Here is an 11,401-nt window from a genome sequence, read left to right as displayed (position 1 = left end):
AAAGGGCCGTTGGAGACCACAACGTTGATAGGTGGGGTGTGTAAGCGTAGCGATACGTTGAGCTAACCCATACTAATTACCCGTGAGGCTTAACCATACAACACCCAAGAAGTGTTTCTGGCCTTGTAGCGAATGAGCGAACTACTCAAATTCAGTGGTAATAACAACGCACACTAGCGAAGTCGTTATTCACGTCAGCTTTCTAGATTAAGATTTTGCCTGGCGGCAATAGCGCAGTGGAACCACCTGACCCCATGCCGAACTCAGAAGTGAAACGCTGTAGCGCCGATGGTAGTGTGGCATTCGCCATGCGAGAGTAGGACACTGCCAGGCACCCAATACAAGAAACCCCGCTCACTCGAGCGGGGTTTTTTATTGCCTGAAATTCAGCCTCACTGGAGGGCAAACGGGCACTATGGTGATGTTCGTCGTTCACGTTCACTTGTTGCCCGCACCGGAAAAGTTGCGCCTGCTCTGGTCACATTGAACCCACATGTTGGCTCTCTCCGTTTTCATCATTTTTAGCGTAATAACCCAGTCGGAGCCGTTCTGTCTAAACCCGCCGCCCGCGCTGCGATTGGGGTTGTATCTGAATCATAACTCGGTAGAGTAAGGGGCATTCCGGGTTTTCCCGTGCCATGGTTTCGGTTTCTTTTTCTGGTATGGGACTCTCCGCCTGTTTTCATTCACCTTCACTCAGTGGTACCGATATGGAACAAGTAAACAAGTCAACCTTCAACGATGTGCTGGAATATGTGCGTATGTCCCGTCGTCAGAACAAGCTCAAGCGTGAAATCGCGGACAACGAGAAAAAGATCCGTGACAACCAGAAGCGGGTACTGTTGCTCGACAACCTGAGTGACTATATCAAGCCCGGCATGAGCATTGACGAGGTTCAGGCCATCATCGCCAACATGCGGACCGATTATGAAGAGCGCGTAGATGACCATATCATCAAAAATGCCGAGCTTTCCAAGGAGCGCAAGGAGCTGAGTACCAAGCTGAAGAGTATGAGCACCAGCAAATAATACCGCCCCGTTCTCGTCAACACCGGCCTCTGGCCGGTGTTTCATTTTCATGCCGCAGCTCGGATCTCTTGCCGCATTGCAACAATCGGCTCCCATTTTCACAATCGCCCTGTTAACATCGCTGCAAAGCGGTCAATAGATTTCAAGCCCTTGACTTGAAACGACTAAGCTTGATTGAAAGACAATAAATTGCGCAACCATGGTGGGGCTGATATGGGCGCATCAAAACAGACGGATTCAAATAAAGTGGCATCTCAGGATTCATCCGTACCTAATACGGACGGGCAACAACAGCGTAAACGCCGACCCTGGTGGCGCTGGTTGTTCTGTTTTATCTTTTTGCTTTGCCTGGCTGCCGCGATCGCCCTGGTGGGTTATGAAATGAAGACCTCCCGACTGCAGTCACAGGAGATCTCCCGCTATGCGGCCACCCTGACCTATCAGATCGAGCCCGGCCCCAGCAAGCAAATTGCCTTCCCCGACGACGGCCCGTTCGACAAGCGACTCGGTTATGTGCTGATGCCCATGATCCAGGAACGTCTCGTTCAGCGTGGCTACCAGGTGAGCGAACAGGTCCGTTTTTCCGATGCGCTCTACAACTACGCCAGCCACGGTTTCTTCGTGCCTTATACCGAGAAGGTCCAGGCAGGATTGACACTCTATGACTGCCGTGCCGAGCCTTTCTACCAGTACAAGTATCCGACTCATTACTATCCGGATTTCAATGCCATACCGCCCCTGGTCATCCAGTCTCTGCTGTTTATCGAGAACCGTGAACTCCTGAGCAACAAGGAACCGCTGGCCAACCCGGCCGTAGACTGGCCGCGCTTTGCCAAGGCGGCGCTGTCTCAGGTGGGCAAGGCGCTGGATATGCAGGATCAATCTGCTGGCGGCAGTACCCTGGCGACCCAGGTGGAGAAGTATCGTCATTCTCCCGATGGACTGACCGTTTCGCCGACCGAGAAGATCCGCCAGATGGTCTCGGCCAGCGTTCGTGCCTATCGGCTGGGGCCCGAGACCCTGGAGGCCCGCAAGCTGGTTGCCTGGGCCTACCTCAACTCGGTCCCGCTCTCTGCGGCGCCTGGTTATGGCGAGGTGCACGGTCTCGGTGATGGCCTCTGGGTCTGGTTTGGCGCCAATGTCGATGAGGTGAATCGACTGCTGGATCCCGCTCGCAACCAGGATTCTACCCTGGCCGAGCAGGGCCTTGCCTTGCGCCAGGTTGTCTCCCTGATGATCGCCCACCGCCGTCCTTCCTATTACCTGGCGCAGGGTAGAGAAGCACTGTCTACCCTGACAGACAGCTATCTGCGACTCTTCGTGCAGGAGGGAATGATCACGCCCCCCCTGATGGAGTCGGCTCTCAAGGCCAAGCTGGTCTTCCGCGATTTCCTGCAGGCACCTGCCATCACCAGGGTCAACAACAACAAGGGGCTGCAGGTGGCTCGCACTCGTCTCAGTCGTCAGCTCGGGGTGCAGCTTTATGATCTGGACCGCATGGATCTGACGGCCAACACCACCCTCAATATGCCGCTGCAGAACGAGGTGTCACGGTATCTGCAGCAACTGGCAGACCCTGCATTCGCAGCCCAGGTGGGCCTGTTTGGTGAGCGCCTGCTCTCGCCGGAGAAGACGGGTGATGTGAAGTACAGCTTTACCCTGTTCGAGAAGACGCCGGAAGGGGTCAAGGTGAGGGTGCAGACCGACAACACGGACCAGCCGTTCGACATCAATGAGGGCAGCAAGCTTGAACTGGGATCCACCGCCAAGTTGCGGGTACTGACGACCTATCTCGAGATTGTCACCGAGTTGCATGACAGCTACGGCAATATGCCGATGGAGAGCCTGCGAAAGATCGAAGTGTCCGATCAGGACAACATCAGCCGCTGGGCCATCGCCTATCTGATGAGTGCCAAGGACAGAAGCCTGCCGGTGATGCTGGAGGCCGCACTGGACCGCAAGTATTCCGCGAGTCCCTATGAAGGCTTCTTTACCGGCGGTGGCATGCACACCTTCAACAACTTCCGCAAGGAAGACAACGGTCGCATCCCGCCCATTCGCGATGCGCTGCGGGAATCCATCAACCTGCCCTTCGTGCGCTTGATGCGGGACATCGTCCGCTACAGCCTCTACAAGGAGGGAAATCGTGCCCAGTTGCTGAAAGATGACAGGGATCCTCGCCGTACCGAGTATCTGGCCAAGTTTGCCGACAAGGAGGGCCAGACCTATCTGCTGAGGTTCTGGCGCAAATATCGTGGCAAGAGTGCAGAAGAGCAGCTCGATACCTTCCTCGATGGTCTCAAACCCAGCGCGGTGCGTCTCGCCGCCGTGCATCGCTATCTGATGCCGGAAGCCTCCCAGGCCGATTTTGCCGCTTTCCTGGCCAAGCGCCTGCCGCGGGAGAAATTGACCGAGAAGCGCATAGAGCAGCTCTATACCAATTACGGCCCTGGCAAATATTCTCTGCCGGATCAAGGTTATATCGCACGGGTGCATCCACTTGAGCTGTGGTTGCTTGCCTATCTCAAGGAGTTTGACAAGGCCACCTTTACCGATGCGGTAACCGCCAGCCGTGACGAGCGTCAGGAGGTCTACAGCTGGCTGTTCAAGACCCGTCATCGCAGTGCCCGGGATAGCCGGATCCGCACCATGCTGGAGGTTGAGGCCTTCCTCGACATCCATCAGCGCTGGGCTCGCCTGGGCTACCCGTTCGATCACCTGGTTCCGTCCCTGGCGACCGCACTGGGCAGCTCGGGCGATCGTCCTGCTGCGTTGGCCGAGCTGATGGGGATCATCCAGAACGGCGGCATTCGTGCGCCGACCCTGCGCATCGAGCACCTCTCCTTTGCCAAGGGGACCCCCTTCGCCACCGTCTTTGAGCCGGCGAACACCCAGGGGGAACGGGTGATGCCTGCCGAGGTGGCCAACGCCTTGCGCAATGCACTCTCCAAGGTGGTGGAAGGGGGGACGGCGCGGCGCATCGCCGGGGCCTTCGCCTTGCAGGATGGTACTGTCCTGGCCCTGGGGGGCAAGACGGGGACCGGGGACAACCGGATCGAGACGGTCGGTCGCTACGGCAATGTGACCAGTTCACTGGCTCGCAACCGGACTGCGACTTTCGTCTTCTACATCGGGGATGATCACTTCGGCACGCTGACGGCCTATGTACCCGGCAGCCAGTCCGACAAGTTCCGCTTCACGTCGGCGCTGCCTGTACAGGTGCTCAAGGGGATGGCCCCCCTGTTGGTGCCCTATCTGCAACCCGCTACTCACACCCAGTGCATGGCGGGCAGCTGAGCGGACATCGCATGAAAAAACGGGGCCATTTCGGCCCCGTTTGATTATGTACTGCATGCCGCCATGAGGTGGACGTGAGTCATCACTTACAACAGATCTTCAATTTCACCGCGCAGGTACTGGTACATCTCGCGATAGGCTACCGGCGGCTTGTTCAGCTCCCGTTCCTTGTTGGCGGTGCGGATCAGCTGACGCAGCTTCTGGCGATCCAGCTCGTGGAACTGGGACATCAGCTCGTTGAGGGCGCTGTCGCCTTCGGTGATCAGCCGCTCGCGCCACTGTTCGAGGCGGTGCAGGCGGGCGTTCACGGTGGAGTGACGCATCTTGATGATGGAGAGGGCCTCTTCAATGGGGGCCACATCGCGGCTACGCATCAGACGGCCGATGAACTGGAGATGGCGACGGAAGGACTCATCCTTCTTCGGCTTGAGCTTGCGACCCAGCTCGACCGCTTCGGCGAGCTCTTCATCCAGGGGGATCTTCTCCAGCTCGCTGTGACTCAGGGAGACGATCTCTTCCCCCATCTTCTGCAAGGCCTCGGCATCACGCTTGAGCTGGCTCTTGCTGGGGCCCCAGTCTTCCCACTCGTTGTCGTCTTGATATTGACTCATCGGTCTCTGTATTCCTGTCATTCACGTTTGGCGGATATGTTACCAGCTTCTCCCGCTGGGCGCAGGGGTCTGATATGCTTAGCCCCTTTCCTTCCCTTCATACAGATGTGAGTTATGGACCAGCAAGATCAAATCCGCCAGGATCAATCCCATCTCGAGGCCGTGGTCGCCGAGGCCCTTGAGATAGCGAAAGGGCTGGGCGCCGGGCTTGCCGAAGTCTCCATCAGCAAACAGACCGGCCTCTCGGTGAACACCCGGGGCTGCGAGCTGGAAAGCATCGAATTCAACAAGGATGGCGCACTCGGCATCGCCGTCTATCGCGACGGTTGCAAGGGTTCCTCCTCCACCACGGATCTGACCAAGCCGGCCATTCGCGCCGCCGTGGAAGCGGCCATGGAGATCGCCCGCCACACCTCTCCCGATGACTGCGCCGGTCTTGCGGATGCGGATCTGCTGGCTTGGGATGCCCCGGACCTGCAACTGTGCCACCAAATCGAGCTGGATCCCCAGCGTGGCATCGCGCTGGCCATCGAGTGCGAGCGGCTGGCCTTGGGACGGGATGCCCGCATCAAGCACTCTGACGGAGCCAGTTTCTCCAGCCACCTGGGCGTCAAGGTTTATGGCAACAGCCACGGCTTCGTCAAAGGCTATGCTGCATCGCGCAACTCCCTGAGCTGCGTACTGATCGGCGAGCAGGATGGCGACATGCGGCGCGACTACGGCTACTCCTCCAGCCGCTCCCTGGACGGGCTGTGGAGCCCCCAGCGCATCGCTGACGAGGCGGTGGAGCGCACTGTTTCCCGCCTGGGGGCTCGCAAGATCAGCACCCGCCATGCCCCTGTGCTGTTCCACCCCGATACCGCTGCCGGTCTGTGGGGCCATCTGGTGATGGCCATCAGTGGGGGGAACCTCTATCGCAAGTCGAGCTTCCTGCTGGACAAACTGGGCAAGCAGATCCTGCCCGAGTGGCTCACCATCCAGGAGTTCCCCCACTTGCCGGGAGGACTTGCCAGCACCCCGTTCGACGGGGAAGGGGTTCGCACCCGCGACATGGACATCATCCGCAACGGCGAGCTGATGAGCTGGCTGCTCACCTCCTACTCCGCCCGCAAACTGGGCCTGACCACCACGGGCCATGCCGGGGGTATCCATAACTGGCAGGTTTCCAATACCGGCCAGGACTTCCAGGGCATGCTCAAGGAGATGGGTACCGGCCTGCTGGTGACCGAGCTGATGGGGCAGGGGGTCAACATCGTCAATGGTGATTACTCCCGCGGCGCAGCCGGTTTCTGGGTTGAAAATGGCGAGATCCTCTATCCGGTGGAGGAGATCACCATTGCTGGCAATCTGGCCGACATGTTCAGCCATATCGTGGCGGTGGGTAGTGATGAGGATGAGCGTTCCAGCCTCAAGACCGGCTCCGTACTGGTCGAGCAGATGAAACTGGCGGGGCACTGATCCCCTCCGTCCGATCTGGACTATGGTGTCTAGTCCTGAGATAGGTCTACACATTTTCAGCTAGCTTTTAGCACTCAGAACCCCCGATGCGTCACATCAGGGGTTCTGTATTTCAATGCCTGATGCGGTTGCTCCAGGTTATAAGTATCCACTGCCTTTCGCACTTTTCCCCGCCTGCGCCAGCCTCTGCAGGCTTTGCAGCAGTGACTCTCTTTTCAAGATCTCAGTGCATTTTGGTGACAGTTATGAGTATCTGTCATCAAGCATTTGACCCCGTGTTGTTCATGCAATGACTGATACAACCCCGAACAATACTGCACCTGGTGGTCCGAATGATGAATAAGCTTTCCGTGGTCACGTTGTTGCTTCAGTGTTTTCTCGATCACCATCGACTCGGCATTCATCTCTTAGTTGCCACTATTTTGCGTGAGCAGGTGTCCGTCACCTAGCTCAGGTAGAGCGGCCCTGAGTGTCATAACGCGTCTGCGTCTGTTTATAGGTGAGCTTGCCTTCTTCAATCTGCTCGACCAGGGCCAGTTTAAAAATCAGAGTAATTGTGTTGTGTTCGTTTACGCCCTGTCCCATCGAGATCTCCATCTATTCGGAGGAGAAGATGCAAACCATATTCAGGCAGATGCGCCGATCAGACGTCGGCCAGCTGCAATGCCTGGCGGTAGTACTCGTTGGCCTTGTTGGTCAGGCGGCGCTTGTCCATCACCTGGCCGAGGGCGTGGTAGAGGGCGGCATCCGGCGCCTTCGCCACTTCCTGCTCCAGCAGGCGCTGGGCGTCGTCCAGTTGGCCGGCCAGCAGGCAGACCCGGGCCAGCGCGGCTTCGGCGCCAGGCTGATCCTGGATCTTTCTGAGCAGGGTCAGCATGGGCTGGTAGTCGTCCAGTTTGAGCTTGGGCAGGCGGGCGAACAGCTCGGGGGAGGGATCCTTGCGCAGGGCCTCCAGCCAGAGATCGGCGGCTTCGGCATCGGCCCCCAATCGGCGCAGGCGATCCCCGTAACTGGCCAGCAACACGGGATCCTGGCGCTGTTTGCGGGGCAGTCCCTGCCAGACCGTGCGCAGGGTGTCGAGGGAACCGCTGGCGGCCTCCAGACGACCGCACCACGCCTGGTGCAGCAGGGTCTCTTCCTGCTGGGCGGTCAGCTTGCCCACCTTGCGCAGGGCAGGGGCGAGATCGATGAGGGCCGCCCAGTCTTCACGGGCAAGATACACCTGACGCAGCTGATCCAGCACCATGGGGTGGCGCGGGTTGAGGGCATAGATGGACTCGAGGCGACCGAGGGCGCTGTCGTACTGGCCCTGCTCAATCTGCAACTGGGTCTGGATCAGGGTCAGTGCCAGCTCTGCCTTGGGGTTCTCTTCCTGAGCTTTCTGCAGGTAGTGATCCCGGCGCACGTCATCGCCCCGGGCCTGGGCCACCCGGGCGGCGCTCAGGTAGTTGAGCAGCGGGGTGTCGCTGTTGTCTGCGCCCTTGATGAGGAGCTTCTCGGCCTGGTTGTAGTGCCCCTCGGCCATGGCCAGGGTGGCATTGACGGTTTGCAGGTTGGCCTTGCGGCGGCGGCGGGAGCCGAACCAGCCCTGGGTCTTGCGGCGCAGGCCGAACAGGCGGGCCAGCACCCATTCCACGATGAGCAGGGCGCCGTAGAACAGCACCGCCAGGATCACCGCGCTGGTGACCGAGGATTCCACCGTGTAGTTGCCCAGCGAGATGAGCACATAACCCTTGTTGCCGGAGGCTTCGGGACCGAAGATGAGGCCCGCCACCATCACGGCGACTATGACGATCAGACGAATCATGGTCTCCTCCTCAGTTGCCGGCCAGGATGCGTTGCAGGCGTTCGGTCAGCACCTGTTCCAGCATGGTCTGGGTCTTGAACTGATCCGGGTAGTCAAACTGGATCTGCTCGCCTTTGAGCTTGTCGAGCTCGGACTGCATGTACTGGGTGGCGCTGTTGTCGGCATCGAAATACTGGGTCAGCCAGCGCTGGGCCTTCTCCAGGCTGTCGACATAGAGGGACTGCTGTTCACGATAGACGGCGAGCTGGGCCTGCAGCAGCTTGGTCTTGAGGTTCTCCCGCAGGAAGATCTCCTGCTGCGGGGAGAGCAGGGCTTCCACGGCGCCATCGCGGCGACGGATGGTGATGAAGTTTTCGGTGAACTTGACCCAGTTCTTCTTCAGGTTGCTCTGCCACTCGTCCGGGTTGGTGCTGACGGTCTGGTCGGGCTCGCTCTTGGCTTCCGGCATGCTGACGGTGGAGAGGGGCAGCAGCTCGATCTGGTCCGAGAGGGCGGCCAGCTTCAGGGTCAACCCCTCGCGATCGACCCGTGGCATCCCCTTGAGCTTGGCGATGTCTTCCGCCAGCGCCTTGCGAATGGGCATCAGGCTGGGGTCGTTGAGCGTCTTGATGCGCTCGTCGGCGTTGCCGAGCAATGTGATGGCGGAGACGATGTCGTGTTCGAGCCACAGCTTGCGGCCCGCCATGCGCACCAGGTATTCGGATTCGGCCAGCATCCAGTCATTGGGGCGCTTGTCGTCCAGATCCAGCACCTTGGTCTGCAAGGCGTCCAGCGCCTCCTGCAACTGCTGCTGGCTCTTGCCGAGGGCTCCGATCTGTTCGGCATCCTTGCTGCTGCCCTGATCAATCCTGGTCATGGCGTCGGCCAGTTGCTGCTTGAGGGCTACCAGTTCGGCCTGCTGGGCAACGGCGTTCTGGTGTCCGTGCACATAGAGACCACCGGCCAGCCCCAGGGCCAGCAGGATGGCGATGCCGCCAAGCACGGTGCCAGAGCTGCCCTTCTTGCTCCCTGTCGTTCCGGGCGCGGGCTTGTTGTTGTCGGCCACGGTGGCCGCGGCACTCGGCTGGACTTCTTGCTGTTCAGTCATTCCATCTTCCTCAGTTCCAGGGCGGCCACCAGAGCCTGGTTGGATGCACCTTGGGCAATCACGATACGGGTAAAACCAGCCCCTTCTGCCATCTCGGCCACCCGGGGACTGGGCACCACCAGCAGGCGGTCATAAAGCCAGGGGTGCTGCGGGCCGGGCACCAGGGCCAGCAACCGCTGCAACAATTCGCCACTGGTGATGAGCAGGCTGTCGAGCCCGGCTGCCTGCCAGTGGCGGGTCAATGCATCCCCGTCAAGATCGGGGTAGTGGCGCTCGTAGGTGGCACAATAGTGCACCAGTGCGCCCCGTGAGGCCAGCGTCCGGGCGATGAGATCCCGCCCGTCGTTGCCGCGCAGGATCAGCACCCGGCGGCCACTCACCCCTTGCAGTGCCGGCAGGGCCAGCAGCCCTTCGCTGCGGGGATCGGCCGGGCACAGGGCCTGGATGCCCGCCTCGGCGAAGGCATCCGCACTCGCCTGGCCGACTGCAAAGTAATCAATATGTGGCCAGGTCTGACCAGTTTGCAACAGAAAATGATGTGCAAAATGAACGGCATGCATGCTGACGGCGATAACGAGGTCCGCCTCCCGCAGCATGTCACCCAGGTGAGGGAGGTCGCATCCCGGCCGGGTTTCCAGCAACGGACAGCAGAGCGGTGCGTGACCCAGCTGGTGCAGCATCTGCACCAGCTGGTTGGCCTGGGCGGCCGGGCGCACCACCAGGGGGACCATCAGGGGGCGCTCCGAGCAGATGACCGCGAACCTGGCTGTGCTGCACTCATGCCCGGTAGACCTCGGCCAGGATGACGTCGGCGCCGGCGGCCAGCAGGCGCTGGGCCAGGGTGTGGCCCAGTGCCTCGCCTTCTGCCAGGGGGCCGCGGATCTCGTCGCGAATGACGCGGCTGCCATCCGGGCTGCCCACCAGGCCGCGCAGCCATACCTCTTCTCCCTGTACCAGGGCATAGGCCCCGATAGGCACCTGACAGCCCCCTTGCAGGGCGCGGTTCATGGCGCGCTCGGTCAGCACCCGGATGCGGGTCTCGGGGTGTTCGAGCGGCGCCAGCAGGGCGTGCAGCTCGTGATCGTCGAGGCGGCATTCGATGCCGACCGCCCCCTGGCCGTTGGCGGGCAGGCTCTGCTCGGGCTCGATGAAGGCGGCGATACGATGGGCCATCTCCAGTCGTTTCAGGCCGGCGGCGGCCAGGATGATGGCGTCATAATCACCGGCATCCAGCTTGGCGAGGCGGGTGTTGACGTTGCCCCGCAGGTCGCGGATCACGAGATCAGGGCGCGCAGCGCGCAGCTGGCACTGACGGCGCAGGCTGGAGGTGCCGACCACGGCCCCTTGAGGCAGCTCGTCTATCTGGTTGAAATAGTTGGAAACAAAGGCATCACGCGGGTCTTCGCGCTCACAGATGGTGTGCAGGCCGAGTCCGTCGGGGAACTCCACAGGTACGTCTTTCATGGAGTGGACAGCGATGTCGGCACGCCCTTCCAGCATGGCAGTCTCCAGTTCCTTGACGAACAACCCCTTGCCGCCGACCTTGGCGAGGGGGGTGTCGAGGATCTTGTCACCCTGGGTGCTCATGGGCACCAGTTCGACCTGCAGATCCGGATGGAGTGCCTCCAGCCGATCTTTCACAAAATTGGCCTGCCACAGGGCCAGTGGGCTCTTTCGAGTGGCAATTCTCAGGGTTCGGGCTGCCATATCAATCAGTTGTTTCATCTTTTGAGAGGAAAACGATCTTACCACCCTTTGCAGGGGCTTTCATGGCGCAGCCCGCAAAAGCGGGGCCAAGCTCAAAAACGGGGGCTGAAAATTATTTTCATTCAGCCAATAATTGATTTTAAGTTATTGAAAACAAGTAATTTTATTGCTTTCCGCTGATACCGTTACGAACGGGGTCAGAAATAATCCGGTGATTGTGTGCGGGCTTGTTTACCACTGCTGTTTGCATTGTTAACATGATCACATGTACAGAACCTTAAGCGGCAAGCGAATTAATAATACCGTCTAACGTGTTGTTTTGCTTGGATTTTCTCTGCCTACTCTTTTTGCCGTTTTTGGATAAATACACCATTGCCCACTCCAACTTCTCTGTTATTTCCTGCCA

Annotated in this window: 9 protein-coding genes, 2 rRNA genes and 1 pseudogene; 5 read left to right on the top strand and 7 right to left on the bottom strand. The window is 59.6% G+C overall.

The window, feature by feature from the left end; genetic code table 11:
* From MUW49_RS18685 to MUW49_RS18670, 4 genes are all read left to right on the top strand, one after another.
* Positions 1–97, top strand: a 23S ribosomal RNA gene (locus tag MUW49_RS18685); the annotation flags it as partial.
* Between the two features lie 121 nt (positions 98–218).
* Positions 219–333 (top strand): 5S ribosomal RNA (rrf, locus tag MUW49_RS18680).
* A 377-nt stretch (positions 334–710) separates the two neighbouring features.
* Positions 711–1,028 carry a PTS system regulator TmaR gene (gene tmaR, locus MUW49_RS18675; protein ID WP_010672687.1) on the top strand — a complete coding sequence of 106 codons (318 nt, stop codon included), beginning with the start codon at positions 711–713 and terminating at the stop codon, positions 1,026–1,028.
* A gap of 213 nt (positions 1,029–1,241) precedes the next feature.
* Positions 1,242–4,325: a transglycosylase domain-containing protein gene (locus tag MUW49_RS18670; RefSeq protein ID WP_048208608.1), complete on the top strand. Its 3,084-nt coding sequence runs from the start codon at positions 1,242–1,244 to the stop codon at positions 4,323–4,325.
* Positions 4,326–4,411: 86 nt separating this feature from the next.
* Here MUW49_RS18670 and yjgA read toward each other — a convergent pair whose 3' ends face one another.
* Positions 4,412–4,936: a ribosome biogenesis factor YjgA gene (gene yjgA, locus MUW49_RS18665; RefSeq protein ID WP_010672689.1), complete on the bottom strand. Its 525-nt coding sequence runs from the start codon at positions 4,934–4,936 to the stop codon at positions 4,412–4,414.
* A gap of 114 nt (positions 4,937–5,050) precedes the next feature.
* Between yjgA and pmbA the strand changes: the two genes are divergently transcribed.
* Positions 5,051–6,394, top strand: a complete 1,344-nt coding sequence (gene pmbA / locus MUW49_RS18660) for a metalloprotease PmbA (protein ID WP_244813072.1) — start codon at positions 5,051–5,053, stop codon at positions 6,392–6,394.
* Positions 6,395–6,468: 74 nt separating this feature from the next.
* On the opposite strand, the pseudogene MUW49_RS18655 reads toward pmbA, so the two are convergent.
* From MUW49_RS18655 to hemC, 6 genes and pseudogenes are all read right to left on the bottom strand, one after another.
* A pseudogene (locus MUW49_RS18655) lies at positions 6,469–6,863 on the bottom strand (DDE-type integrase/transposase/recombinase); the annotation flags it as partial.
* Positions 6,845–6,979, bottom strand: coding sequence for a hypothetical protein (locus tag MUW49_RS21970; protein WP_010672691.1), 135 nt, complete (start codon positions 6,977–6,979; stop codon positions 6,845–6,847). The gene MUW49_RS21970 and the pseudogene MUW49_RS18655, both read right to left, overlap by 19 nt.
* 58 nt (positions 6,980–7,037) lie before the next feature.
* Entirely contained in the window at positions 7,038–8,201 is a 1,164-nt protein-coding gene (locus MUW49_RS18650; protein ID WP_069785406.1) for a heme biosynthesis HemY N-terminal domain-containing protein, read from the bottom strand.
* Positions 8,202–8,211: 10 nt separating this feature from the next.
* Complete coding sequence (locus tag MUW49_RS18645; protein WP_244813071.1) at positions 8,212–9,288, bottom strand: uroporphyrinogen-III C-methyltransferase; 1,077 nt, start codon at positions 9,286–9,288, stop codon at positions 8,212–8,214.
* Entirely contained in the window at positions 9,285–10,019 is a 735-nt protein-coding gene (locus MUW49_RS18640) for a uroporphyrinogen-III synthase (RefSeq protein ID WP_039039810.1), read from the bottom strand. The genes MUW49_RS18645 and MUW49_RS18640 overlap by 4 nt, the downstream gene beginning before the upstream one ends.
* Positions 10,020–10,065: 46 nt before the next feature.
* Positions 10,066–10,995 (bottom strand): hydroxymethylbilane synthase, encoded by a 930-nt coding sequence (gene hemC / locus MUW49_RS18635; RefSeq protein WP_160836842.1) that lies wholly within the window; start codon positions 10,993–10,995, stop codon positions 10,066–10,068.
* Positions 10,996–11,401 lie beyond the last annotated feature (406 nt).

Source organism: Aeromonas sp. LsrichE-8G (genome assembly GCF_022869435.1).
GTDB lineage: Bacteria > Pseudomonadota > Gammaproteobacteria > Enterobacterales > Aeromonadaceae > Aeromonas > Aeromonas caviae.
The sequence above is the reverse complement of the archived record's forward strand: the minus strand, read 5'-3'. Positions and strand labels throughout refer to the sequence as shown.

Excerpts from the sequence above, each read along its gene's own strand:
- MUW49_RS18640 (WP_039039810.1), bottom strand. The coding sequence starts at position 10,019 with ATGGTCCCCCTGGTGGTGCGCCCGGCCGCCCAGGCCAACCAGCTGGTG.
- MUW49_RS18645 (WP_244813071.1), bottom strand. The coding sequence starts at position 9,288 with ATGACTGAACAGCAAGAAGTCCAGCCGAGTGCCGCGGCCACCGTGGCC.
- pmbA (WP_244813072.1), top strand. The coding sequence starts at position 5,051 with ATGGACCAGCAAGATCAAATCCGCCAGGATCAATCCCATCTCGAGGCC.
- MUW49_RS18670 (WP_048208608.1), top strand. The coding sequence starts at position 1,242 with ATGGGCGCATCAAAACAGACGGATTCAAATAAAGTGGCATCTCAGGAT.
- MUW49_RS18650 (WP_069785406.1), bottom strand. The coding sequence starts at position 8,201 with ATGATTCGTCTGATCGTCATAGTCGCCGTGATGGTGGCGGGCCTCATC.
- hemC (WP_160836842.1), bottom strand. The coding sequence starts at position 10,995 with ATGGCAGCCCGAACCCTGAGAATTGCCACTCGAAAGAGCCCACTGGCC.
- yjgA (WP_010672689.1), bottom strand. The coding sequence starts at position 4,936 with ATGAGTCAATATCAAGACGACAACGAGTGGGAAGACTGGGGCCCCAGC.
- MUW49_RS21970 (WP_010672691.1), bottom strand. The coding sequence starts at position 6,979 with ATGGGACAGGGCGTAAACGAACACAACACAATTACTCTGATTTTTAAA.
- tmaR (WP_010672687.1), top strand. The coding sequence starts at position 711 with ATGGAACAAGTAAACAAGTCAACCTTCAACGATGTGCTGGAATATGTG.